At 60.7% G+C, this 25,676-nt stretch carries 21 protein-coding genes and 1 riboswitch; of the genes, 17 read left to right on the forward strand and 4 right to left on the reverse strand.

Annotated elements, in window-relative coordinates; translation table 11 throughout:
- Both ACR0LW_RS00145 and ACR0LW_RS00150 read right to left on the reverse strand, forming a co-directional pair.
- A complete protein-coding gene (locus ACR0LW_RS00145; RefSeq protein WP_170734523.1) occupies positions 1 to 690 on the reverse strand; it encodes a glutathione S-transferase N-terminal domain-containing protein in 690 nt (229 codons plus the stop codon).
- 23 nt (positions 691 to 713) lie between these two features.
- Positions 714 to 1,691 carry a DUF726 domain-containing protein gene (locus ACR0LW_RS00150; RefSeq protein WP_480881043.1) on the reverse strand — a complete coding sequence of 326 codons (978 nt, stop codon included), beginning with the start codon at positions 1,689 to 1,691 and terminating at the stop codon, positions 714 to 716.
- Between the two features lie 91 nt (positions 1,692 to 1,782).
- A riboswitch (SAM riboswitch) is annotated at positions 1,783 to 1,860 on the forward strand.
- A gap of 65 nt (positions 1,861 to 1,925) precedes the next feature.
- Between ACR0LW_RS00150 and metZ the strand changes: the two genes are divergently transcribed.
- The 5 genes from metZ (at position 1,926) to ACR0LW_RS00175 (ending at position 8,493) form a co-directional block, all read left to right on the forward strand.
- Positions 1,926 to 3,116: an O-succinylhomoserine sulfhydrylase gene (gene metZ, locus ACR0LW_RS00155; protein WP_480881045.1), complete on the forward strand. Its 1,191-nt coding sequence runs from the start codon at positions 1,926 to 1,928 to the stop codon at positions 3,114 to 3,116.
- Between the two features lie 205 nt (positions 3,117 to 3,321).
- The gene (gene folE2 / locus ACR0LW_RS00160) at positions 3,322 to 4,422 is read left to right on the forward strand and encodes a GTP cyclohydrolase FolE2 (RefSeq protein WP_480881048.1); all 1,101 of its coding nucleotides are present in this window, start codon (positions 3,322 to 3,324) and stop codon (positions 4,420 to 4,422) included.
- Positions 4,423 to 4,707: 285 nt separating this feature from the next.
- On the forward strand, positions 4,708 to 5,415 hold the full coding sequence (locus ACR0LW_RS00165) for a hypothetical protein (protein ID WP_480881051.1): 708 nt from the start codon (positions 4,708 to 4,710) through the stop codon (positions 5,413 to 5,415).
- Positions 5,416 to 5,467: 52 nt separating this feature from the next.
- Complete coding sequence (locus ACR0LW_RS00170; RefSeq protein ID WP_170451465.1) at positions 5,468 to 6,916, forward strand: TrkH family potassium uptake protein; 1,449 nt, start codon at positions 5,468 to 5,470, stop codon at positions 6,914 to 6,916.
- Complete coding sequence (locus ACR0LW_RS00175; RefSeq protein ID WP_480881054.1) at positions 6,916 to 8,493, forward strand: 5-guanidino-2-oxopentanoate decarboxylase; 1,578 nt, start codon at positions 6,916 to 6,918, stop codon at positions 8,491 to 8,493. Before ACR0LW_RS00170 ends, ACR0LW_RS00175 begins: the two co-directional genes overlap by 1 nt.
- Before the next feature lie 52 nt (positions 8,494 to 8,545).
- On the opposite strand, the gene ACR0LW_RS00180 is transcribed toward ACR0LW_RS00175, so the two are convergent.
- Positions 8,546 to 10,288, reverse strand: coding sequence for a serine protease (locus ACR0LW_RS00180; RefSeq protein ID WP_480581647.1), 1,743 nt, complete (start codon positions 10,286 to 10,288; stop codon positions 8,546 to 8,548).
- 206 nt (positions 10,289 to 10,494) lie between these two features.
- Between ACR0LW_RS00180 and ACR0LW_RS00185 the strand changes: the two genes are divergently transcribed.
- From ACR0LW_RS00185 to glmM, 10 genes are all read left to right on the forward strand, one after another.
- On the forward strand, positions 10,495 to 11,424 hold the full coding sequence (locus ACR0LW_RS00185) for a glycine--tRNA ligase subunit alpha (protein WP_170453078.1): 930 nt from the start codon (positions 10,495 to 10,497) through the stop codon (positions 11,422 to 11,424).
- Positions 11,425 to 11,579: 155 nt separating this feature from the next.
- Positions 11,580 to 12,104: a DUF6446 family protein gene (locus tag ACR0LW_RS00190; protein ID WP_480581645.1), complete on the forward strand. Its 525-nt coding sequence runs from the start codon at positions 11,580 to 11,582 to the stop codon at positions 12,102 to 12,104.
- A gap of 6 nt (positions 12,105 to 12,110) precedes the next feature.
- A complete protein-coding gene (gene gltS, locus ACR0LW_RS00195) occupies positions 12,111 to 13,325 on the forward strand; it encodes a sodium/glutamate symporter (RefSeq protein ID WP_480881058.1) in 1,215 nt (404 codons plus the stop codon).
- 9 nt (positions 13,326 to 13,334) lie between these two features.
- Positions 13,335 to 15,620 carry a glycine--tRNA ligase subunit beta gene (gene glyS, locus ACR0LW_RS00200; protein ID WP_480881061.1) on the forward strand — a complete coding sequence of 762 codons (2,286 nt, stop codon included), beginning with the start codon at positions 13,335 to 13,337 and terminating at the stop codon, positions 15,618 to 15,620.
- 68 nt (positions 15,621 to 15,688) lie between these two features.
- Entirely contained in the window at positions 15,689 to 18,250 is a 2,562-nt protein-coding gene (locus tag ACR0LW_RS00205) for a pyruvate, phosphate dikinase (protein ID WP_170451454.1), read from the forward strand.
- A gap of 186 nt (positions 18,251 to 18,436) precedes the next feature.
- Positions 18,437 to 19,078 carry a cell wall hydrolase gene (locus tag ACR0LW_RS00210; RefSeq protein ID WP_170517886.1) on the forward strand — a complete coding sequence of 214 codons (642 nt, stop codon included), beginning with the start codon at positions 18,437 to 18,439 and terminating at the stop codon, positions 19,076 to 19,078.
- A gap of 73 nt (positions 19,079 to 19,151) precedes the next feature.
- On the forward strand, positions 19,152 to 20,525 hold the full coding sequence (locus tag ACR0LW_RS00215; protein WP_480881064.1) for a multicopper oxidase family protein: 1,374 nt from the start codon (positions 19,152 to 19,154) through the stop codon (positions 20,523 to 20,525).
- Between the two features lie 101 nt (positions 20,526 to 20,626).
- Positions 20,627 to 21,547: a dihydroneopterin aldolase gene (locus ACR0LW_RS00220; RefSeq protein WP_480881067.1), complete on the forward strand. Its 921-nt coding sequence runs from the start codon at positions 20,627 to 20,629 to the stop codon at positions 21,545 to 21,547.
- Complete coding sequence (folP, locus tag ACR0LW_RS00225; protein ID WP_170451448.1) at positions 21,544 to 22,542, forward strand: dihydropteroate synthase; 999 nt, start codon at positions 21,544 to 21,546, stop codon at positions 22,540 to 22,542. Before ACR0LW_RS00220 ends, folP begins: the two co-directional genes overlap by 4 nt.
- 33 nt (positions 22,543 to 22,575) lie before the next feature.
- The gene (gene glmM / locus ACR0LW_RS00230) at positions 22,576 to 23,919 is read left to right on the forward strand and encodes a phosphoglucosamine mutase (RefSeq protein ID WP_480881072.1); all 1,344 of its coding nucleotides are present in this window, start codon (positions 22,576 to 22,578) and stop codon (positions 23,917 to 23,919) included.
- Here glmM and ACR0LW_RS00235 read toward each other — a convergent pair.
- On the reverse strand, positions 23,916 to 24,818 hold the full coding sequence (locus ACR0LW_RS00235) for a DMT family transporter (protein ID WP_480881075.1): 903 nt from the start codon (positions 24,816 to 24,818) through the stop codon (positions 23,916 to 23,918). The genes glmM and ACR0LW_RS00235 overlap by 4 nt on opposite strands.
- A 79-nt stretch (positions 24,819 to 24,897) precedes the next feature.
- Here ACR0LW_RS00235 and ACR0LW_RS00240 point away from each other — a divergent pair, with 79 nt between their 5' ends.
- The gene (locus tag ACR0LW_RS00240) at positions 24,898 to 25,209 is read left to right on the forward strand and encodes an ArsR/SmtB family transcription factor (protein ID WP_480581627.1); all 312 of its coding nucleotides are present in this window, start codon (positions 24,898 to 24,900) and stop codon (positions 25,207 to 25,209) included.
- Positions 25,206 to 25,661 (forward strand): SRPBCC domain-containing protein, encoded by a 456-nt coding sequence (locus ACR0LW_RS00245; RefSeq protein ID WP_480581625.1) that lies wholly within the window; start codon positions 25,206 to 25,208, stop codon positions 25,659 to 25,661. The genes ACR0LW_RS00240 and ACR0LW_RS00245 overlap by 4 nt, the downstream gene beginning before the upstream one ends.
- Positions 25,662 to 25,676 lie beyond the last annotated feature (15 nt).

A 25,676-nucleotide genomic window follows, 5' to 3' on the forward strand; every position in this document is an offset into this window, starting at 1 on the left:
TCACCGCTTGAACAATACCCCCTGCGATTGCTTGTCGCGATGATCGCCGCGCAATTCGGCATGTAGCGCACGACCGGCCTGAACGCCTGGGCGGGCGCTGACCGTTTCAAGCCAGCGTGCAAAATGGGGTTTGTCATCCAGCACCTGTTGCTGCCCTTCCCACAGGCTGGCCCAGCCCCAGATCGACATGTCCGCGATGGAATAGAAATCGCCCGCGACAAACTCATTCTCGGCCAGTCGTCGGTCGAGAACGCCGTAAAGCCGGCCGACCTCGGCGCGGTAGCGGTCTTTGGGGTAGGGCAGGTCCTGTGGCGGGTCGAGTTGAGGGGCGTATTTCAGGAAGTGATGCGCCTGGCCCGCCATGGGACCGACTCCGCCCATCTGCCACATCAACCATTCTTCGACTGCTATCCGGTCGCGCTCGGTCGTGCCATAGAACTTTCCCGTTTTTCGAGCGAGATACATCAGGATCGCGCCGCTTTCGAACACGGAAACGGGCGCGCCGCCGGGGCCGTCGGGATCGACAATCGCAGGCATGCGGTTGTTGGGTGCGATCTTCAGAAACGCGGGGTCGAACTGGTCGCCTTTGCCGATGTTGATCAGGTGAGTCGTATAGGGCAGCCCCATCTCTTCCAGCGCGATGGACACTTTCCAGCCATTCGGCGTGGGCCAGAAATACAGATCGATCATGATGTCTCCTCAGGTTGAGGAAATCATGAGGTTTTCTGCGCAAACGGCAAGAGGGCTTGCGGGCGGGGCACCGCAAAAAGCCGTGACCAGCGGCGGTTCGGCTGGTCGGGCACACCGCGCCGCAATGCGATCAGGCTCAGGCGCTCGGGGTCGCGCAGCAAAGCGTTGTAGGTGCGCAGAACGCCGGGTCGGGTATAGCTGGACCAGTGACAGATACGTCGCTGAGGTGTCGCGAGGGGGAAGGCCAGAGTGGACAAGTGATCCACGGTCGCAGAGCAGTCGATCTGTAGCGTGACGGCATTGGGTGCGCTCAGACCGGCCCCGATGCTGCGATCACCCGGTGCAGGCGGTTGGATCAGCGTTTCGTAGAGGAAGTCGAACAGGTCGTTTTCGCGGCTGGTGATGTTGATGAATTCCGCCCGACGACCTGCGGCAGTCTGCAAGGCTTCAACGGCGCGCGATTGGTAGACGGCCCCGGTCAGCGAGACAATTCGGTTCAGCACCCCCGGCTGAATGTGATGCAGCGCTTCCAGCGCCAGTTCTGTGCCCATGGAGTGCCCGATAAAGTGTATGGGACGATCGGGGTTCAGACTGCGCATCTGTTGAATGACATCGGCCAGAACGCGCCCGGCTTCGACCGCGCGTCGCCGCGCTGTCCACAGCGGGCCGCGCGCGTCCCAGCCGAAGGCGATGGCCAGCCCTTCATCCCGGAACCCTGCGCCAAAGCCCAGATGTTGCGGCCAGCTGGGGCTGTACCACGGCATTGCTTTGGGGCGCAGCGACAGCATGTGAAGGTGCGGGCAGGCGTTCGGGTCATCGGGCCGGTATTTGTAGCCATGGGTCATGATGATGACCGGGCCGCTGGTGTGACGCGTTTGGCGCAAGACCCCATTTATGGGTCGGGGGCTGCCGTGCAACCGGGCGTGTCCGCCGACAGCATTGATCCTGATTACTGGCATTGGCTCTGCCTCATACAGGATGTTGTGGTGCTGCTTTGTCATGACGCTATGACGCTTCGATGAATGAACGATTACAGAACCGTGACGTTGCCCCGGTCGGGGTTGACGAATTCGCGACTGCGGCGTAAGGGCAACAGCATCACGTGGCGATTTGTTACCGGATTGCGGGCCACGCTAAACAACACCGCTAAAAGGTCAGGATGAAAGGCCCCTTTCGCTTGACCGCGTCTGGGGTTTTTTTGATGCGCCTTGGGGATCGAGGCCGAAAGGAATGACATGAGCGAGAGCTGGAACAAACGCACCCAAGCCGTCCATGGCGGCATCCGTCGCAGTCAGTATAATGAGGTCAGCGAGGCGATTTTTCTGACCCAGGGCTTCGTCTATGACACCGCCGAACAGGCCGAGGGCCGGTTCCTGGAATGTGGCCCGGACGAGTTTATCTACGCGCGTTACGGCAACCCGACCGTCTCGATCTTTGAGCAGCGCATTGCGGCGCTGGAAGGGGCCGAGGACGCGTTTGCCACCGCCTCGGGCATGGCGGCGGTCAATGGCGCGCTGACCTCGATGCTGAAGGCCGGGGATCATATCGTTTCGGCCAAAGCCTTGTTCGGATCCTGTTTGTACATCGTCGAAAACATCCTGACGCGTTTTGGCGTTGACGTGAGCTTTGTGGACGGCACCGATCTGGACCAGTGGAAGGCCGCAATCCGGCCTGAAACCAAGGCGGTGTTCTTCGAATCCATGTCGAACCCGACACTGGAAGTGATCGATATCGAGGCCGTGGCCCAACTGGCCCATGCGGTGGGTGCTCTGGTTGTGGTGGACAACGTGTTTTCGACGCCTGTGTTCTCGCGCGCGATCGATCAGGGCGCGGATGTTGTGATCTACTCGGCCACCAAGCACATCGACGGGCAGGGGCGCGCGCTGGGCGGCGTCATTCTTGGCACGAAGGAATTCATTCGCGGCACGGTCGAGCCGTATATGAAGCACACCGGCGGTGCGCTGAGCCCGTTCAGCGCCTGGATCATGCTGAAAGGTCTGGAAACCATGGCGCTGCGGGTCAACGCGCAGGCCGCGTCCGCGCAGCAGATTGCCGAGGCGCTGGAAGGGCACCCGGCCTTGGACCGGACCCTGTTCCCGGGTCTGAAGACTCATGCGCAGAACGATCTGGTACAGCGGCAGTTGGGTGGCAAAGGCGGCACCGTCCTGTCGCTGGACATCAAGGGTGGCAAGGATGCGGCGTTTGCGTTCCTGAACGCGATGACGATCCCTGTGATTTCGAACAATCTGGGCGACGCCAAGTCCATCGCGACCCATCCGGCCACAACCACGCATCAACGTCTGAGCGATGAACAGAAGGATGAGTTGGGCATCACACCCGGTCTGATCCGCCTGTCGGTTGGGCTTGAGGATACAGGCGATCTTCTGGCCGATATTCAGAACGCGCTGAAAGCCTCGCAAGGTTAACAAGGCGCTGCCCAGGGGCCTGTCAGCCCCCGGATTTACTCTGCTGAATGGTTGTCAGCTGCATTCGCGGGCGGTTTTTGACTGAAAATGCCGCAAACGCGTTACTCATTTCGATCCGGACTGCTATTGCACGCGTAGTAGGTTTATCTGGCAAATAACTTGCCGTGGTATATATCAATGACGACCAATCGAGGAACCTCAGTCCATGAATGTTCACCCGCGCGACATTGACACCCCGGATCGTGATGAAGCCGCTGCTGCCCTGAAGGTGCTGCGGAAATGGGCCGAGACTGCGTCGTCGCTGGAAATCGCGCAGCTTGATCCGGCGGTTGCGCGTCTATTGCCGGGGACGGGTGCGGTGAATTATCCGACCCTTGCGCGGGACTATCCCGATGGCTTTGCCGTGGACTCCGCCTATCGCGCATCGCTGCCCGATCTGCAAAACGGCCCGTCCAGTCTGATCCGTGGCGCAAAGCAACAGATTCAGCATGTGGGGATTTCCAATTTCCGCCTGCCGATCCGGTTCCACCGCAAGGACGGAGATGTCCTGACGCTGGAAACCTCGATCACCGGCACGGTCAGCCTTGAGGCCGAGAAAAAGGGCATCAACATGTCCCGGATCATGCGGTCTTTCTACAAACATGCCGAGCGGACGTTCAGTTTCGAAGTGATGGAATCGGCGCTGAGCGATTATCTGACCGATCTGGACAGCTTTGACGCGCGTATCCAGATGCGGTTTTCCTATCCGATCAAGGTGAAAAGCCTGCGGTCGGGGCTGGAAGGGTACCAGTATTACGACATTGCGCTGGAACTGGTGGAACAGAACGGCGTGCGCCAGAAGATCATGCATCTGGACTATGTCTATTCGTCCACGTGCCCCTGTTCGCTGGAGCTGAGTGAACATGCAAGGTCTCAGCGCGGCCAGCTTGCAACGCCACACTCGCAACGCTCGGTCGCCCGGATTTCGGTTGTCGTGGATCGTGACGCGGATTGCCTGTGGTTCGAAGACTTGATCGAGTTGTGCCGCCGCGCGGTTCCGACCGAAACACAGGTCATGGTCAAGCGTGAGGACGAACAGGCGTTTGCCGAACTGAACGCCGCCAACCCGATTTTCGTCGAGGATGCGGCGCGTCTGTTCTGCGCCGAGCTGCTGGCAGATCACCACGTCGGCGATTTCCGCGTGATTGCCAGCCACCAGGAAAGCCTTCATAGCCACGATGCGGTATCGGTTCTGACCGAAGGGCCGACATTCGAATCGGCCAGCCTTGATCCCAGATTGTTTGCGACTCTGTTCCACGTGGGATGAACCGCGGCCGGTAAGTGGCTGAAAATTCATCTCATAGTGCGACTACCAGCGTTTTTTCGCCGCAACGCAGCAGAAATGCTGCAATTGCGCAATGATTTGAGGTATGGATGGTCCTGAATGCAGCTGCGGCACGCCTGCGTTCTGTGTGCGTGCCGCCCCGGAGGGACACCGAGACGTGCCACGCCTTGGACTGCAATACCCAACCTGCCGCCCGAGCGATCGGAGCGGGGCGGGTCTTACACTCTCACAGACCTGGCTGCATCGCTTTTACAGGAGAGACATGTAATGAATCCGATTACCCAACCGCTGGAACTTCAGGCAGCGGCGTTTCGCGTGGCAGGTTACGCCATGGTGAGCCAAATCAAGATCATGCAGATCATGGCGCGTTCGGCGTTGGAACTGCCCATGGCCCCGGTCCACGCGTTGCACAATACGGCATCCAAATCCGCTCCGGCAGAGGCCAAGCCCGTTGCGACCAAGCCGGTTACCAAGCGTGCAGCGGCGACCCCGGTCAAGAAACCTGCGGCGGCCAAGCCCAAATCGGCACCTGCGGCCAAGTTTACCGCCAAACCACGCGCTGTGGCCAAGCCGGCTGTGAAGCCCGAGGCTGAGGCGAAAGCGCCCGGCAAAGCCGCAGCGCCCGCGCCAAAACCTGCGGCACCTCTTGCAAAGACCACCGAGGCAAAGCCGGCTCCCGCACAGCAAGCTGCAGCGAAACCTACGCCGGAAAAAACGGTGGTGGCCAAAACTGCGCCCAAGACTCCGGCTGCCAAACCCGCCCCACGCAAAGCAGCGGTCGCAAAAACCGCGCCCAAGGTCAAAACTGCCCAAGCGCCGAAACCTGCGGCCAAGCCTGTTCAGGCGGCTCCGGCAAAAGCGCCCGAGACGGCAAAACCTGCCGCGTCCGAGGCGCCTAAGCCGCAGGCGCGCCGCACCCGTGCGCCTTCAAAACCACCGGTGATGCCGCAACCTGTTGCAAAATCCGACGAGTAATCGCGGATCATCGGCTTGACACGGTCGGGCAGGCGCGCCAACGCTGCGCCTCATGATGGACATTCGCCCGGTCGGATATGTGATTGGCTTGCTGGTCGCCATTCTAGGGGCGACCATGCTGTTTCCTATGCTCGCGGACCTGATCGAAGGGCGCGGCGAATGGTATGTGTTCCTGGAAAGCGCGATCATCACCATGCTGACCGGGTCGGTTCTGGCCATGAGCTGCTCGAACGGTGTGGGCGAAGGGCTGACCATCCGGCAGACCTTTGTGCTGACAACCGGCGTCTGGGTCGCGCTGCCGGTCTTTGGCGCGATCCCGTTTCTGTTCGGTGAAACGGAACTGCGCTTTGTCGACGCGTATTTCGAGGCGATGTCCGGCCTGACGACCACAGGCTCGACCGTAATATCCGGGCTGGATGATCTGCCACAGGGCCTTTTGTTGTGGCGCGGCATCCTGCAATGGTTGGGCGGCATCGGCATCATCGTTGTCGCCATGGTGTTCCTGCCCGAGCTGCGCGTGGGTGGGATGCAGATCTTCCGCTCGGAAGGGTTTGAAACCATGGGAAAAATCCTGCCGCGCGCGCAAGAGATTGCGGGCCAGATTTCCCTGATCTACGTGTTTCTGACACTGGCGTGCGGACTGGTGTACGCCAGCTTCGGGATGAGCTTCTTTGACGCCACAGTTCATTCCATGACCACCATCGCAACGGGTGGCTTTTCGAACTACGATTCCTCGTTCGCGACCTTCACCGGTCCGGCGGAATATGCGGCCTCGGTGTTCATGATCCTCGCCGCGCTGCCGTTTGTCCGCTATGTGCAATTGGCCAACGGCAAGACCAACTCACTTTGGCAGGACAGTCAGATCAAGGCGTTTCTGGCGACGATCTTCGTTCTGGTCGTTGTCATGGCCGTCTTCCTGATGTCCGTCTTTCCGCACCACTGGGAGCGCGCCTTCCGCGAGTCGCTGTTCAACATCACCTCGATCATCTCGGGCACCGGCTATGCCAGCGTCAACTACATGACCTGGGGCAGTTTCCCGGTGATGCTGTTTTTCCTGATCGGCCTGATCGGCGGCTGCGCGGGCTCGACCGCCTGTTCGATCAAGGTGTTCCGGTACCAGTTGCTGTTTGCATCGATCAAAACTCAGATCCGGCGCATCCGGTCCCCGCATGGGGTGTTCATGCCGCTTTACGACGGACGCCCTGTCAGCCGCGATGTCCTGACTTCGGTCATGAGTTTCTTCATGTTCTTCGTGTTGTCCATGGGCGTCCTGTCCTGGGCGCTGGCCCTGACCGGTTTGGATTTCATAACATCGGTCTCGGGGGCGGCGACAGCACTGGCCAACGTGGGGCCGGGGCTGGGCGATCAGATCGGTCCGGCGGGTAATTTTGCCGGGCTGAACGACTCGGCGAAATGGCTGCTGACCATCGGCATGCTGGTCGGACGGCTTGAGTTGCTGGCCGTTTACGCAATCTTCACCGTTCAATTTTGGAGAAGCTGATGAAAAGAGCTCTTGGCGCGCAGATCTCGCATATGCTCAGGGATCGTGGCGTTGACGTGATCTTTGGTATTCCCGGAGTTCACAATCAGGAAATGTACCGCGGCATCGAAGAGGCCGGGATCAACCATGTTCTGGCCCGGCACGAGCAGGGGGCAGGCTTCATGGCCGACGGATATGCGCGCGCGACGGGCAAGCCGGGCGTGGCTTATGTGATCACCGGGCCGGGTCTGTGCAATACCATGACGCCTATGGGGCAGGCCTATAGCGACTCGGTGCCCATGCTGGTTCTGTCCTCTTGTCTGGGCGAGACACACGCGCAGCGGGGGCAACTGCATCAAATGAAGGATCAGCAAGGGGCGGCGGGTACAGTCGCCGATTGGTCCGCACAGGCGAACACCGCACAGGCCGCCTATGGCCTGATCGAACGCGCATTTGAAGAATTCGAGCTGTCGCGGCCCCGCCCCAAGCACGTTCAGGTGCCGATCGCACAGCTTGAGGCGGATGCCGATCCGGCCCCGTTTCCGAATCAACCCGCGCTGCGGACCAAGGCTTTGCCGCCAGATGTGGCACCGGTTGTGTCCTTGCTGAACATCGCGAAACGTCCCTTGTTCATTCTGGGTGGCGGATGCCGGTCGAATGACTGGCGGCAGATTTTGACGCAGGTGGGTGCGGCTTGTTTCACCACCTATGCCGGACGTGGCATGGTTGGCGCGAACTATCCTCTGGACTTCGGCTCGATGTTGCCGCGTCCCGGCAGCGCCGAGGTGATCGCCTCGGCCGATTTGGTGATCGCGGTGGGGGCTGAACTGGGTGAGGTTGATCTTTGGCGGAAAGAGCTGGGGCACTCGGCCACTTTGATCCGCGTCGATCTGGACCCCGAGGTGCTGTCAGACCATCACCGCGCTGCAATCAAGATTCAGGCGGATAGCACAAGCTTTGCCCGCGCCCTTTGGGTCGCCACCGAAGACGCGAATCCGGCCACCGGCTGGACGCAGGAAGAGGTGGCCGAGGCGCGCGCGCGTTGGCGGGCCGAGGTTGATGCCGAACGTCCGGGCATCGTACCGATCCTTGACGCTCTGCGCGCCACGATGCCCGCCGACACGATGATCTATTCCGATATGACCCAGTTTGCCTATGTCGCGAAAGAGGTCTGGGATATGGCCTATCCCCATCACTGGCACCACCCAACCGGCTTTGGCACCTTGGGCTATGGCCTGCCAGCGGGGGTTGGCGGGGCTGTGGCGCGGCGAGGCAAACCAACCGCTGTGATCGCCGGGGATTACGGGTTTCACTATACGATGCAGGAACTGGGCATTGCGGTCGAACTGGGCCTGTCGCTGCCGATCATCCTATGGGACAACGGCAAACTGAAAGAGATCGAGGACAGCATGGTCCGCAGCCAGATCGCACCAAATGCGGTCGTGGCGCGCAATCCCGATTTCTGCAAACTGGCCGAGGCGTTTGGGGCACGGTCCGCCGCACCCGACACTCTGGTCGCACTGCAAGAGGCGGTGAAGGCCGCGTTTGCTGCGCCGGTTCCAACGCTGATCCACGTCACGCCGGATATCCTGAAATAAGAAAACGCCGCAGAATTCTGCGGCGTTTCTTTTTCTGCGGATAGGGCTGGGATCAGTCCCAGCAATGAACCAGAACAGTCATTCCCGTTGCGCGGCGGTTCAATTCGTTCGGCGAGATTTGCGTTGCCTCTTCAGGGCCGGACTGACCGGAAACGCCTGCCTGTGTCAGAACGTCCGTCAAACGATCCGCAGTCGCCGCAAGGCTGACCGAGGCGGGCAGGGTGCGTCCTTCGGTGGGTGTCGGCAGCAACATGCCCACCACATTGCCGCTGTCGTTGAACACGGGGCCTCCGGCATCGCCGGGTTGGGCGTTCAGGGCCAGACGTTTGACCCCTTCTTCACCGTTCAGACCACGAACATCCGCAATTTGCCCATAGGTCAGGGTCGGGGCGCCCAGTGCGCCCTGATAGGAATACCCGGACACCGCCACTTCGGACTGAATGCGCGGGGTGCCTGCGCTGAAAGCGGCAACGCTCATCGGGGCCAGGCTTTGGTTGGGGCGCAAGACGGAAACACCCAGATCGGTATCGGTCCAGGCGACCTGAACCTCCTGATCGCCATCCAGTGTGATCCGGGTGCAATTGTCCGCCGCCTCGGACACGGTCAGTACCGCGCCGCTTGTATCGGCAAAAAAGCCCGAGCGGGACAGGCGCGGTTTGCGCACTTGCAGGCCCGAAACCAGATCGATCCGCTGATCCAAATTGGCCCCGGCGGTTGCGTCCAGAACTGCGTCGGTGGTCGCAAAGCTGGACGCCATGGCCGCCAGAACGCGCAGGCGGCGCGCCTCATCGCCTTCGGGCCAGACCAGCGTGAATCCTTTGATCCGCCCGTCTTCCAGCTTGGCTTGCGTGAACGAAACAACGCCATTGCCGCGCCCTTCCAGCGAGAATCGGTCGCCGCGCAGCTCGCGCGGGCCATCCAGCGGTACGATTTCCAGCGATTGCATCACCTCATACAACGCGCGCAGCGTGGATCTGTCGCCTTCCTGAGAAATCAGCAGCGCCTTGGCTCCGATATCCGAACCAGACTTGAAATGGGCAAAGGGGGCTTCGTAGCGATCAAACGCCAATGCCTGCAAAGGCATGTCCATCGCAATACCGGCCTTATCGTCCACGTATTGCGCCATGCCAACGCTGATCAGCGGCGCGTTATAGTCATCAATCAGCGCCTTACGCTGCAAGGTGGTCAGAACGCCGGTCGGCTCATAGCCGTTAAAGCGCTGCCAGTCGCCCATCGACCGGCGCGTGCCTTGCCCGAATGCTCCGTCGATGGTCGAGTTATAGAACCCTGCGGCCTGTAGCGCGGTTTGCAGGTCCTTCCGTTCCTGCGCGCTCAGCAGTCGTTCGGATTGCAGCGCCTGCGCGCGGGTTTCGTCGGACGCTTGCGGTGTCACCTCGGACAGGTTTTGTTCCGGCTGCGGTTCGGGCTCTACCGGTGGTGTGGCGATTCCACGGTCCAGCAGGTTGGCGCCGACCGGCCAGAACTGCTGACCAAAGGCGCTGGAGAATGCGATGAAGCTGTCGCGGGGGATTTCCCCTTCGGCGCGGTAGACGCGCAGAACCTGTTCGGCATCGCTGCGGGCGTAAGGCCCAATGACGATGGCGTACCAGCCGCTGTTCAGACGAAACCCGTTCACATCGGGCAGGGCGCTGGCGTAAACCTGCGCGCGCTCCTGCGCCTCGCGCAAGGAAGGCTGAGCCTCGACCTGTACCCAAACGCCCTGGTCTTGCTGAGCGGATGCGGCGTGCAGGCCGAATAGAAGAAACAAAAGAAATGCCGTTAAAACTCGTGTCATTGTCTGCCCGTTTATGCAGTGTTGGTGCTTTGCCGCAGAATACGCGATTTCATTCTTCAAATGCCATGGCGGGAATACGGGGAATTTAGTGTGTGGCCGTGCAGATACAGCATAGGGCCATTGGCCCGTTGACGCCCCTTGGCCCCTTGCATAGGAAGGGCAAAACCGACCGGAACAGGGCGCAAGCGACGCCCAAAGGGAATGTCATGACCGAACCGTCCAGCGCACCGCGTTCTTTTCAGGAAATTATCCTGCGGCTTCAGACCTATTGGGCGTCCAAGGGCTGTGCGATCCTGCAACCCTATGACATGGAGGTCGGGGCAGGGACCTTCCACCCGGCGACCACGTTGCGCGCGCTGGGATCCAAGGCCTGGGCCGCGGCCTATGTGCAACCCTCGCGCCGCCCGACCGACGGGCGGTATGGTGAGAATCCCAACCGGTTGCAGCATTACTACCAGTATCAGGTGCTGATCAAACCCAGCCCGCCGGATCTGCAAGAGCTGTATCTGGGCTCGCTGCAGGCCATCGGCATCGATATGGACCTGCACGACATCCGGTTCGTCGAGGATGACTGGGAAAGCCCCACCCTGGGCGCCTGGGGGCTGGGATGGGAGGTTTGGTGCGACGGGATGGAGGTCAGCCAGTTCACCTATTTCCAACAGGTCGGCGGCCATGACTGCGCCCCGGTCTCGGGTGAACTGACCTATGGGCTGGAACGTCTGGCGATGTATGTGCTGGGCATCGATCACGTGATGGACATGCCGTTCAACGACCCGCAATCCCCCAGCCCGCTGACCTATGGCGACATCTTCAAGCAGACAGAAGAGGAATACGCCCGCTGGAACTTTGACGTGGCCAATACCGAAGTGCTGCTGCGCCATTTCGAAGAGGCCGAGGCCGAATGCGCCGCTATTCTGGCGCAGGAACATGACGACCCGAAAACCGGCAAGCGCATCATCATGGCGCATCCGGCTTACGATCAGTGCATCAAGGCGTCGCACATCTTCAACCTGCTGGACGCGCGCGGCGTAATCTCGGTGACCGAACGGCAGGCCTATATCGGGCGCGTGCGGGCGCTGGCCAAACAATGCGCGGATGCCTTTGTTCAGACCGAGGCCGCCGGGCACGCGGCCTGATGCGTCCAACGGGAAACACGACCTCAAGGGTCACAGGGATTTGGTGACCTTGGACTGAGAGTTGGACAGCGGGCGACGGGCGGACTGTACTGTCCTGCAGCACGCGCTACCTCTGAAATACCTGAGAAAGACTGCGAACGAGGGACCTTCAAAACATGACTGGCAAATTGCTCGCCATCCTTCTTCTGGTGTCCGCCGCGCTTGCGGGCGGCGGGATGTATTATTTGCAGGTCTATGGGTTCTATTACGATGTCACGCCATCGCCGGGTGAGGACGTGGTGCTGCTGGTCGACGGGGCCGATGCACCGATTGCGATCGAATATTCGGGTTTTCAGGCGATCGACGCCGACAGTTCTCCGATCCGGTTTCGGGCCTGTTTCGACACCGATCTGACGCTGGATGAGTTGCAATCGACGTACCAGTTGGCGGACGAGGCGACCCCCCTGACCGCGCCGGGCTGGTTTGATTGCTACGATGCGGTCGCTCTGGCAGATGCGCTGAAATCCGGTCGGGCGCAGGCATTCATCGGGCAGAAGAATATCCACTATGGCGTGGATCGGATCGTGGCTGTCACACAGGATGGCAAAGGTTACATCTGGCACGCGCTGAACAATTGTGGCGAAAAGGCCTATGACGGCACCGTTGTAGGCGAAGAATGCCCGCCCCGGCCTGAAAGTTAAAACGCCATGGACGCGCAGACCTTGCAGATCCCGGATTTTCTAACGGCGACGCTGGGCTTCGCGGTCTACCTGATCGGGGCCGAGGTCAACGCTCGGGTCGCGGCGCTGCGCCAGTTCAACATCCCCGAGCCGGTGACCGGAGGTCTGTTGGCGTCTCTTGTCGTGCTGGGGCTGTATCTTCTGTTTGATCTGGAACTCAGCTTCGGCCTCGCGGCCCGTGATTTCCTGTTGGTTGTGTTCTTTGCAGGGATCGGCCTGAATGCGCGGCTGTCTGATTTGATTGCAGGCGGCAAGCCGCTGTTTTTGCTGCTTATCCTGACGCTTGCAACTATCGTCTTCCAGAACGTGATTGGTGCTGCCGGGGCGGTGACTTTCGGCTATCCCGCGCAGGCCGGGGTGCTGTTTGGCTCAGCCTCCCTGATCGGTGGGCACGGAACGGCGATTGCCTGGGCCCCGGATGTGGCCGAAGTGACTGGCCTGGACGGTGCGACCGAGCTGGGTGTCGCGGTGGCGACCCTTGGCCTTGTTCTTGCCGCGCTTGTCGGCGGGCCGATTGCGCGGGTTCTGGTTGAGGGCCGGAACCTGCAACCGGCGCGCCCGGATGAGGAACACACAATCGGCCTTCCCGATGATGCGGACGAGCGCAATTCCAGGATCGATCACCTGACGATCATGCGCGTCCTTCTGCACCTCAACCTCGCGATCATCTTCGGATATGTGCTGAGCGAGGCGATCACGGCCGCCGGGCTGAAACTACCGCTGTTTGTTCCGTGCCTGATCATGGGAATCGTGATCGCCAATCTGCGCGACTGGATTGCCCCGAATGCACCGCAAGTGTCGCGCACACCTTCGCTGGCACTGATCTCGGAATTCTCGCTGGGCGCGTTTCTGGCCATGTCGCTGATGAGCCTGCAGCTTTGGACAATCGCGGAACTGGGGCTGGCCATCGTCGTCATCATGACTGCGCAAACCCTGTTTGCCGTCGTCTTTGTGATCTGGGTTCTGTTCCCCGTCATGGGCTCGAACTACCGCGCCGCCGTGCTTGCAGCAGGGTTCGGGGGCTTCGCTTTGGGCGCAACCCCCACCGCGATTGCCAATATGACCGCCGTAACCAAGCGATATGGCCCGTCGCCTATTGCCTTTATCGTGCTGCCCCTTGTATCCGCATTCTTTGTGGATATCGCCAATGCCATCGTCATCCAGACGATCGTTTCATTCTAAGGACCGAAAATGCCCGACCTGCTGATCGAACTGTTTTCCGAGGAGATCCCCGCGCGTATGCAGACCCGCGCCGGTGAGGACCTGAAAAAGCGGATCACCGATGGTCTGGTCGAGGCCGGTCTGACCTATGCCGGGGCGGCTGCCCTGACCACGCCCCGCCGCCTGACGCTGGCGGTCGAGGGGCTGCTGGCGGAAAGCCCCACGATCCGTGAGGAACGCAAAGGCCCCAAGGTCGGCGCGCCGGACAAGGCGATCGAGGGCTTCCTGCGCGGCGCGGGCCTGACCCGTGATCAGCTTGAGGAACGCGATACCCCAAAGGGTGCGGTCTACTTCGCGACCATCGAAAAAGCCGGGCGTCCAGCGGCTGAAATAGTGGCCGAGGTGCTTGAGGCGACCATCCGAAACTTCCCCTGGCCCAAGTCGATGCGCTGGGGCAGTGGTCCGATGCGCTGGGTGCGGCCATTGCATTCGATCCTATGCATTCTAAATGATGAGACCGGCGCACAGGTCGTGCCTTTGGAGATCGAGGGAATCAAAGCCGGTGACACCACGGCTGGCCACCGCTTCATGGCGCCGGCCCGGTTCTCGGTTAACTCCTTTGAGGATTACGCCGCTCAACTGAAACGCGCGTTCGTGGTTCTGTCGCCCAGCGAGCGCGCCGAGCATATCTGGAACGATGCCCAGAACATGGCCTTTGCCGCCGGTCTGGAAGTGGTCGAGGATAAGGGCCTGCTGGTCGAGGTCGCCGGTCTGGTCGAATGGCCCGTGGTGCTGATGGGGCAGATCGACGAAGAATTCCTCGAATTGCCGCCCGAGGTGCTGCAGACCTCGATGAAAGAGCACCAGAAGTTCTTTTCCGTGAAGAACCCCAAAACGGGCCGGATCGAACGCTTCATCACCGTCGCCAACCGCGAAACCGCCGATAATGGCGCGACCATTCTGGCCGGGAACCAAAAGGTGCTGTCGGCCCGTTTGGCCGATGCGAAATTCTTCTGGGAGAACGACCTGCGCGTCGCCAAGTCAGACATTGCCCAATGGACCCGCGCGCTGGAGAATGTGACCTTCCACAACAAGCTGGGCACGCAAGCCGAGCGCATCGACCGCATCGCCTCACTGGCCCGCGAACTGGCCCCAGTGACCGGAGCCGATGCCGATCAGGCCGAAAAAGCCGCACGTCTGGCCAAGGCCGATCTGAGTTCCGAGATGGTCTATGAATTCCCCGAGCTTCAGGGGCTTATGGGACGCTATTACATCGAAGCCGCAGGCGAAGACGCCGCTGTGGCCGCTGTGGCGCAGGAACACTACTCGCCGCTGGGGCCATCGGATGACGTGCCGACCGCGCCACTGTCGGTGACCGTGGCGCTGGCGGACAAGCTGGACACGCTGACCGGGTTCTGGGCGATTGATGAGAAGCCGACCGGGTCGAAAGACCCGTTTGCCCTGCGACGTGCGGCGTTGGGGGTTATTCGGTTGGTTTTGGAGAACGAGCTTTCTTCGTCACTTCGGGGCGACCTTCGCTATAGTCTTTTTTCCGTTGCGGTTGTCAATGCAGAGAAATACCGGTTTGCTCACTCGGTTCAGCATCCGGACGATGAAGAGCAATTCATCTTCGTCCCTTTCTGGGATGATGCGGGGATAGAATTCGATGGGCGGGTGCCCGTTGACATTGCTTTTTCGAAGGGTGAAATTGTTGAAACTGAATGGTCTCGAAAATCGCAATCTTTCGACTATAGTGACTTTCGGCAACTTCCCCCAGTGGAAGAACTCGTCGATGACCTTCTCTCCTTCTTCCACGATCGCCTCAAAGTCTTCCTCCGTGACGAGGGCATTCGCCACGACATCATCGACGCCTGTATCGCGATTGAGGGGAATGACGACCTCAGCCTGCTGGTCAAACGCGCTCGTGCTCTGAACGCTGTGATCGCGACCGAGGATGGGGAAAACCTCGTGCAGGGCTTCAAACGCGCCAATAACATCCTGACGCAGGCGGAAGAGAAGGATGGGGTCGAATACTCTTACGGTGCGGATGTGAAATTTGCTGAGAAGGACAGTGAAAAGGCGTTGTTTGCGGCGTTGGATCAGGCGCAGGCAAGGATCGTTCCGGCGCTCAAGGCCGAAGATTTCCCGACCGCCATGGCCGCGATGGCCGCGTTGCGCGGGCCGGTGGATGCGTTCTTTGAGGATGTGCAGGTCAATACCGACAATGAGATCCTGCGCCGCAACCGTCTGAACCTGCTGAGCCAGATTCGCACAGTCTGCTCCAGCGTTGCCGATCTGACAAAGATCGAAGGCTAAGACACCGGGCGCGCGGCAATGCGCGCCCATATCACCCTTGCGCAAGGGGTAAAGCTGCCTATGCTGCGGTGAAACCAAAAGGTGCCGCAGTGCAGAATAACCCGCATACCACGCTCATCACGCCCAAAGCGCCCATCGCTGCCAATACCCATGGCGGGCGGGCGAAATGTCTGCAACGTCTGGTCCGGCTTGAGATGCCGGTGCCCCGCACGGTGGCGTTGTCTTTCGATGCAGTTCACCGCATTGCGGAAGGGCAGGTGCCGGATATCGCGGCCATTCTGGACCAGTTTGACGAAGACGCCCTGTTGTGCGTGCGGCCCAGTTCGGAAGATCCGGATTGGGGTGGTCCGGGGGCTATCCTGAATATTGGTATGAACGAAGCCCGATACGGCGATTTCGCGGAAAAGATGGGGTCCGAGGCCGCCGCAGCCTTGTCGCTGCGATTTGTGCAAAGCTACGCCATTCACGTGGCGCGCCTGGATGCCGACGTATTTGACGATATCGATACCGTCGGTATGGACGGATTGCGTGACAGCCTGCGCGCCTATGAAGATGAAACTGACGAGGCCTTTCCGCAAGACCGGGGCGAGCAGTTGGTGGGCGTCCTGCGCTCGATGGCGCGGGCATGGGACGGAACGTCGGCCCGGTTGCTGCGTCAGGCCAAAGGGGCCCCGGCAGATGCCGGGCTTGGGCTGGTCATTCAGGAAATGATCCCCGGCGTGGGGCAGGGTGAATGCGGCTCGGGCGTGTTGCAACTAGTTGATTCCACAACCGGAATGCCCCAGATCACGGGGCGGTATCTGAGCCAGAGTCAGGGGCGCGACGCGCTGGGCGAAGGTGTCTCGGCGCTGTATCTTGAGAAGGACCCGCGGGGGCAGTCGCTGGAAGAGGTAGCCCCCAAGGCGTTTGCCGACCTGAAGGCGCAGGCCGCATTGATGCGCGAGAAGCTGCGCGAGGAAATGCAGGTCGAGTTCGTGATTGAAAACGGCCACGTGCACATTCTGGACGGTGTGCGTGTGCAGCGGTCCGCGCGTGCGGCGATGCGGATTGCCGTTCGGTTGGCCGAAGACGGGATCATCCCGCAGCAAGAGGCGGTGATGCGGGTTGATCCCCACGCGCTGAACGAGCTGCTGCACCGTCAGGTCCATCCCGAGGCCGAGCGTGATGTGCTGACTACGGCGATTGGCGCAAGCCCCGGAGCCTCGACCGGGAAGATCGTGTTTACCGCCGCCGAAGCGCAGGCCAGCGCGGCGCGGGGCGAGGCCTGTGTTCTGGTCCGCCGCGAAACCTCGCCCGAGGATGTGCGCGGGATGCATGCCGCTGTGGCCGTGCTGACCGAGAAAGGCGGCATGACCAGCCATGCGGCGGTGATCGGGCGTGGTCTGGGCCTGCCCTGTATCGTCGGCGCGTCCGACATCCGCTTTCAGACCAAGAAGAAAATGCTGACCGCCCCGGATGGGCGGGTGTTCAAAACCGGGGACGTGCTGACCATTGACGGAAGCTCGGGGCAGGTTCTGGCCGGGCAACCCGCGATGCTGGAAGCCGCTTTGGACGATTGTTTTCAAACGCTTATGGGCTGGGCCGACGCCGAGCGCGATATCGAGATACGCGCCAACGCCGATACGCCCGCCGATGCACAAACCGCCCGGAACTTTCAGGCGCAGGGCATTGGTCTGTGCCGGACCGAGCATATGTTCTTTGATCCCGGCCGTCTGATCGTGATGCGCGAGATGATCTTTGCGCAAACATCGTCCGGGCGTGAGGCTGTGCTGGAACGTCTGTTGCCCATGCAGCGCGAGGATTTCGTGCAACTGTTCCGCATCATGGAAGGTCAACCGGTCTGCATCCGCCTGTTCGACCCACCTTTGCACGAATTCCTGCCGACCACCCGCAGTGGCCAGCGCGAACTGGCCGAGGCGCTGGATTTGCCGGTCTCGGATGTTGAACGCCGGGTTGCGGCGATGACCGAATATAACCCGATGCTGGGCCTGCGCGGTGTGCGTCTGGGTGTGACCGTGCCCGAAATCTATGACATGCAGGCCCGCGCGATCTTTGAGGCGACGTTGGAGGCGAGCAAAAACGGCGCACCCGTGGTGCCCGAGGTGATGATCCCGTTGGTCTCGGCCAAGCGCGAGGTCGAACTGGTGAAATCCCGCATCGACTCGGTCGCGGCGGCAGTTGCGGCAGAGCAGGGGCAGGAGTTTGAATACCGTCTGGGCGTCATGGTGGAAACGCCGCGCGCCTGCCTGCGGGCCGAGGAAATCGCCCCCAGCACCGCCTTTTTGAGCTTCGGCACCAATGACTTGACCCAAATGACCTACGGCCTGTCGCGTGACGACGCAGGACGTTTCATGTCGGCTTATGTCCGTCAGGGTGTGTTCACCGAAGATCCGTTTCATGTGCTGGACCCCGATGGCGTGGGTGAGTTGCTGAAACTCGGGGCCGAACGTGGGCGTCTGGCGAAACCCGATGTGACGCTATCGGTGTGCGGCGAGCATGGCGGAAACCCCGAATCAATCGCGATTTGTCGGGACCTTGGCTTTGACTATGTGTCTTGTTCCCCCTTCCGGGTACCGGTCGCTCGGCTGGCTGCCGCTCAACTGGCGATTTCGTCCAGACTTGGGGGTTGACAGCGCCATTTAACCCAAGGATTAGTGGGTCTCAGGCGAACTTGTGGCGGAAAAAATCTTCCCCACGAGCGATTTTCCACTTGCTTTTCCTTCAGTTCTGGACGTTTGCGCCGGACTGCGCTAAATGCCTCGTCGCGCCCGCCGGGGGAGGGTTAGGCGCGAGAAGTGCCTGTGCGAGGTTATCTGATGCTACGTTACATAATGGCTGTTGCCACATTGGCAGCAACCGTGCTGCCAAGTGCGTCCTTCGCCGAGAGGGAAGCAACCGATTCCGCCAAGGAAGAACTGGTCGCCCGCAACGAATTGCCGGCGCAAAGTTTCCGTGACTATTTCAAACTGTTCCAGCCTCGGAAGCCGGCTGCGCCGGTGGAAGTTTCCTACTCGAAGGACTGGTTGGATCAGCAACCCAAAGCGACCGGGGACGAGAACTGGAAGTGTCTGTCCGAGGCGCTGTACTTCGAAGCCCGCGGTGAAAGCGTGCGGGGACAGTTTGCTGTGGCTGAAGTGATCCTGAACCGGGTCAAAAGCAGCCGTTTCCCTGACAGCCTGTGCGGTGTGATCCGTCAGGGCACCGGGAAGAAATACCAGTGCCAGTTCACCTATACCTGCGATGGCCGCAAAGAGGTGATCCACGAAAAGAAAGCCTTTGAGCGTGTGTCGAAAGTTGCGCGGGCCGCGATGGATGGGATTTCAAAGGAACTGACCGAAGGCGCGACCCATTATCACACGACAGCGGTGCGCCCATCCTGGTCACGCGTCTACAAGCAGACCGCGCGGATCGGTGTGCACATCTTCTACCGCCACAACTACCGGACGGCGAGCAACTGATTGACGCACCCGCGCTGGAAGCTTGATGGCGCGGGGCGAGTTGCAGTCTATATTGCGGGCCAGGAGGCCCGTAATGCCATTCAACAGAAGACGATTTTTGCAAACCGCTGCGGCAGCTTCGCTTGTGCCGGTTTTAGTCAGAGCGAAAGTCCCACATCTTGAGGCGCGTGTTACCAATCAGCAGCTTGCGCCTGACGGGTTTCCCGAAACCGAGGTTTGGAGTTACGAAGGCTCGGTTCCAGGCAAGACGCTCAGATACAATCAGGGCGCGCGCGTCCAGCAACGCTTTGTGAACAGACTTCCGCAGCCAACTTCGGTTCATTGGCACGGAATTCGAATAGACAACGCGATGGATGGTGTACCCGGTTTGACGCAAGACGTCGTCGAAGCTGACGGGGCTTTCGAATACGATTTTGTCGTTCCCGATGCGGGTACCTTTTGGTACCACGCCCATAACCGGTCGATGGAGCAGGTTGCCCGCGGGCTGTACGGCCCCCTGATCGTTGACGAGGCCGCACCACCCGATGTCGATCAGGATCTGATCCTGATGCTGGATGACTGGCGGCTCGACCCGGAAACGGCTCAGATTGCCGACGATTTCAACAACGGCCACGACTTGAGTCATGCCGGACGTCTTGGAAACATTGTCACTGTTAATGGCTCTTTCGATCCGGCCTTTCCGGTGCGTCGAAACGAACGGCTTAGGCTCCGGCTGATCAATGCCTCGAACGCTCGGATCTACGATCTGGACTTGGATGGCCTTACGGGCTGGATTGTCGCTCTGGACGGGATGCCGCTGGAAGTGCCGCTTGCCTTGAGCGGGTCCTTCCCACTGGCCCCGGCGCAAAGGGCGGATTTGATCGTTGACGTTGTGGCTGATGGGCCGACGGCAAGCCTTGTAAGTGTTGAACGCGACGGGGCATTTGGATTGGCGCGTTTCGACATCGGCGGTCCGTCCGCCAACGCTCAACGGACGGACATAGTCGCGCTACCGCCTAATCCCCTGCCGGAAATCGCTGGGATTGACGATGCCCCGCTGCATCGAATGAGCCTGCAGGGTGGGGCCATGAGGTGGTTGGAAAGCGCCCGGATTGGTGAAACCGACCTGTCAGGGCGCGAGTTGGCGCAGTTGGGACGGTTCTGGGCATTGAACGGATATGCTGAACGTCCGTCGGATCCTTTTCTCGATGCGTCTTTGGGTAGCCTTCACAGGATCGAGTTCGTGAACGAGACCGCATTCCCCCATGCGATGCACCTGCATGGCCACCACTTTCGGCTTGTTTTGGACGACGGCGCGTTGGGTCCGTGGCGCGATACGGTTTTGATCGAGAGGGGACAAACCCGTCAAATCGCGTTATTTGCCGATAATCCCGGTGATTGGCTGTTGCATTGCCATATGCTGGGACATGCCGCCGCGGGTATGATGAGTTGGTTTCGCGTCACCTGACGCCGCAATCAGCGGCTGGAATGGCGCTTGTGTGAGTGTTATAGCCCCTCGGACCGCCTAAATTAGGCGAACTGTTCCGCAAGCCCGAGAAGGCCTGACCCATGAGTTCTGAAATCCGCCTTGCCTTTGCGCACCCGTCCGAACGGTCCGAGGCGACCTCACCCCGGGGGCCGTTGGATCGCATCTCACTGCGTGACCACACTGTCGAGGTTGAAATCGGAGCCTTTCAGGCCGAGCGCGGCACGACGCAGCGCATCTGCTTTAACATCGTGGTCGAGGTGCGCCCGCTGACCTCGGATATTGACGACGATGTAGACCGTATCCTGTCCTATGACCGTGTGACCGAAGCTATCGCATTTGAACTGGCGGCTGAACGCCTGAACCTGCTTGAAACGCTGGCCGAACGCGTGGCCGAGCGCATTCTGTTGGAACCTCAAGCCGTTCGGGTTTTCGTGCGGATCGAGAAACTGGATCGGGGCCCCGGTGCGCTGGGGGTCGAGATTGTGCGCGGCAAGGATGCCGTTCATCATGACGTTGTCGAAGAAGAGCGCCCGCATCCGCGTCTTGTATTCCTGTCCAATGACGCGATTGCATCTGGCAACCTGAAGGGCTGGATTGACCAACTGGAAAACCGTCAGCGCCCGCTGATCCTGTGCGTTGGGGCCTCGGATCTGGCTGCGCCGCAGACCGGTCATGCGATGACGCAGCGCCGGATCGATCTGCTGTCCATCGAACAAAACGCCTGGGTTCTGGCCGCGCGGGATCATCGCTGTGTCGTCGTCTCGACCCGGACCGAGCTTGATTGGGCCATGAAAAACGGCCAGATCTGCGTCTGGGCCCCGTCCAAGATCGTTCTGGATGCGGTGGACGGCCCATCCGCTGCGCCGTCGGACGCGGTTGCTCTGGCCGCGTGGTTTGCCGCGACCTTTGAAGCCAGCGAGATGATGGTGATTGGTGGCGAGCTGCCGAAAGAACCCAAGACGCCCCTGCGCGCCGTCGCCGTCGATCAGGCGCAGTTGTGAGCCATTATTACCGACCGCTGGTTCAGCACGGCCCGGCCCGCCCGGATGGTGCAGTGTCTTTGGCCGGTCAAGCGTTGTGGTTCACACATGCGGAAGCCCTGTCGCGGTTGGATGCGCCCAAGGTCGTCCCGGCGGCTGAAATTCCAGCCGATGTTTTGCAACGCCTCAGCCGCCAGCGTGCAGCAATATCCGGTCTGGACATGGCGCAGCCGCATATCATGGGCATCCTGAACGCGACACCTGACAGCTTTTCGGATGGCGGCGTTCACAGCTCGGTCGAGGGTGCGCGGGCAGGGGCCGCTGACATGGTGGCGCAAGGCGCGACCATTCTGGACATTGGCGGAGAATCGACCCGCCCCGGTGCAGATTTTGTCCCAGAAGCGGAAGAGATCGCCCGCACGCGCCCGCTGATCGAAGCGATTCGGGCGGAAACGGAAGCCTTGATCTCAATCGACACCCGCAAGGCCGCAGTGGCCAAGGCCGCCTGCGCCGCCGGGGCAGGTTTGGTCAACGATGTCTCGGGCTTTACCTTCGATCCGGACCTCGCGCCGTTTTGCGCTGAATTGGGCGCGCCGGTTTGTGTCATGCATATGCAAGGCGACCCGGCCACGATGCAGGACAATCCCGAATACGACAACGTTGTGCTGGATGTTTACGATTTCCTCGAAGGTCAGATCGCGCGGCTGGAAACACTGGGTCTGAGCCGCGATCTGATCATTGTCGACCCGGGTATCGGCTTTGGCAAAACCGAACAGCACAATCTGGACCTTCTGCGCAACCTCAGCCTGTTTCACGGGTTGGGCTGTCCGATCCTTCTGGGCGTGTCGCGCAAGGGGTTCATCGGGTCCATCGGGAAAGAGCCGCAAAAAACTGCGCGCGCTCCGGGATCAATTGCCCTTGCTCTGGACGGATTGTCCCAAGGTGTGCAGATCATTCGCGTGCATGACGTGGCCGAGACAGCTCAGGCCTTGCGTCTATGGGCTGCGGTCCGGTAATCCGGTCGCAAACATTTTTGTGAGGGGTAGAAGATGCGCAAGCTGTTCGGAACTGACGGTGTGCGGGGCACAGCCAATACACATCCGATGACAGCGGAAATGGCCTTGCGCATCGGGGCCGCCGTGGGGCGGTATTTCCGTCGCGATGCCTCGGGCGTGCACCGTGTGGTGATCGGTAAGGACACGCGCTTGTCGGGCTATATGCTGGAAAACGCGCTGACTGCTGGTTTGACCTCGACGGGGATGAACGTGCTGCTGCTGGGGCCGGTGCCGACGCCGGCCGTCGGGCTGATGACCCAATCCATGCGCGCGGATCTGGGCGTGATGATCTCGGCCAGTCACAACCCGGCCGAAGACAATGGTATCAAGTTCTTTGGGCCCGACGGGTTCAAGCTGTCCGATCAGGCCGAGCTTGAAATCGAACGGCTGATCGAGGAAGGCGTTAAACCCGCGCAAGCTCAGAATATCGGACGCGCGCGCCGCGTGGACGATGCGCGGTTCCGCTATGGCGAGCGAATCAAATCCTCATTGCCCCGCGATGTGAAGCTGGACGGGCTGAAAGTCGTGATCGACTGCGCCAACGGCGCGGCGCACCGCACCGCGCCCGAGGTGTTGTGGGAATTGGGCGCCGAGGTCATCCCGGTCGGTGTCGCGCCGAACGGCAAGAACATCAACCTCAATTGCGGATCGACCAAGCCTCAGCTTGCCGCCGAGACCGTGGTGGCGCATGGCGCGCATGTGGGGGTCTGTCTGGACGGGGATGCCGACCGCGTCGTGGTTATTGATGAAAACGGTGACGTGGCTGATGGCGATCAGCTGATGGCTTTGCTGGCCTCGGCCTGGGCTGCATCCGGTCAGTTGAAAGGCGACGCGCTGGTTGCGACTGTCATGTCCAATCTCGGATTGGAGCGTCACCTGCAATCGCAAGGCCTGCGTCTGGAACGCACGGCCGTCGGCGACCGCTATGTGGTCGAGCGGATGCGTGAAGGCGGGTTCAATCTGGGTGGTGAGCAATCGGGCCATATCGTCATGAGCGACTACGCCACCACAGGTGACGGTTTGATGGCTGGGTTGCACTTTTTGGCCGAGATGGTTCTGTCCGGGCGATCAGCTTCGGATCTGGCGCAGCAATTCGAGACCGTGCCGCAGTTGTTGAAGAATGTCCGCTATGGCGAGGGGCAAATGCCGCTTGAAGCGCAAAGGGTCAAAGCCGCCATTGCCGATGCCGAGGCGAGACTGAACGGGCAGGGCCGCTTGCTGATCCGCAAATCCGGAACGGAACCGTTGATCCGGGTAATGGCCGAGTGTGAGGATGACGCGCTGTTGTCTCAGGTTGTCGACAGCATCGTGTCCGAGGTTCAAGCCGCAGCAGGCTAGCGTCCGGTCAGCAGTTTTCGCAGACTGAACCACTGGCTGATGGCCAGCCCGGCCAGAATCATGGCCAGTGCGATGAAGAAACGCAGGGGCAAGGCCTCGGACAGGATCCACGCGCCAAACACCATCGACCAGATCGGCACCTGATAATTGACCAGTGTCAGAAAGACCGACCCTGCGCTGCGAATGATCGATACGCGCAGAAGCGTGGCAAAGGCGGTGGGCAACAGACCCAGGATGATGATTGCAAGGCCGGGTCGTGTGCCTTCCCATCTTGGTAGGCCTTCGGTCACCAGCATCAGCGGCACCAGGCACACTGCGCCGACGACCAGCGTCAGCGCGGCCAGCGTGACAGGGTCAATGGGCGGGCAACGTCGGGTGAAGATCGAAGCCACCGAGTAACACAGCGCCGCCCCGATACAGGCGAGTTGCGCCAACGGTTCGAACCCTTGGCCGATCTGGGTCAAGCCGGGACCGATCAGAACCAGAGCGCCGGCAAAGCCGAGAGAGACCCCGAAAATGCGGCGCGCATTCATCGGCTCGTCGGAAAAGAAATGCGCCAGCGGCAGCACCATCAGCGGTATCGCCGCCATGGACAGGCCTGCAAAGGCCGAGGGCACGTATTGCTGGCCCCAACTGAGCATCATGAACGGAATTGCGGTCGACAGCAGCCCGATGATGACGATTGCGCCCCATAGGGCGCGGTCCGGTCCGGGTATCCTGCGACCAGTGGCTGCCATCAGGCCCAGCAGGGTGACCGCACCCAGCGTTGTGCGCGCCGTTGCCACTGTGACGGGCCCATAGCCTTCCAGCGCCATGGCCACGACCATGAACGTGCCACCCCATATGAGGCCGAGTGTCAGGACGCCGCTCCAATCGCGGTAATCGGGTTCTTGCACCATAAACCCCTCATATCCTTTGATTTTGCCGATGTCACGCGCCCGAGATTGACAAAGAGTTAGTTATTACTTACCGTAAGTAATGGCTTACCAAGATGCATTTACCGCGCTGGGCGACCCGACTCGCCGGAAAGTGTTCGAAGCAGTTGCAGCCCGGCCCTGCGCGGTCGGGGCTCTGGCTGACACGCTACCTGTCAGCCGCCCGGCCGTGTCACAGCATCTGAAGGTTCTGACAGATGCGGGATTGGTCGGGTGCCGGTCGGAAGGGACGCGCCGGATTTACTTTGCCCGGCCTGACGGCTTGGCAGAAATGCGCGCCTGGCTGGATCGATACTGGTCGGATGTGCTGGACAGTTTTGCAGCTGAGATAAACCGGGAAGGGCGAGATACATGACTGATCCAATCGTCAAAACCGTGGTTGTGAACGCCGCGCCGGACCGTGCCTTTGAGGTTTTTGTGCACCGCATCGCAAGCTGGTGGCCGCTGGATGGTCACGCGGTGTCTGCCTCGAAGGGACAACCGGCGCTGGCCGTCACGATCGAGCCTTGGGTTGGTGGAGCACTGTTCGAAGCGATGTATGACGGCGAAAGGGCTGATTGGGGCACGGTGTTGGAATATGAAGAGGGGCACCGCCTGGCCTTCACCTGGCATCCGGGCACCAACAAGGACACCCCCACGCGGGTTGATGTCGCGTTTGAAAGGGTCGGTGCGAACCAAACACAAGTGACCCTAACCCATTCCGGCTGGGAGGTCTGGGCCGAAGCCGCCGCGGACAAGCGAGGCGGTTACGATTCGGGCTGGGATTTTGTGTTGGGCGAGTGCTTCGCGACAGCATGCGCTGCATAGAAAAGGGCGGCCCGT

It is taken from the genome of Ruegeria sp. N4 (assembly GCF_056531425.1).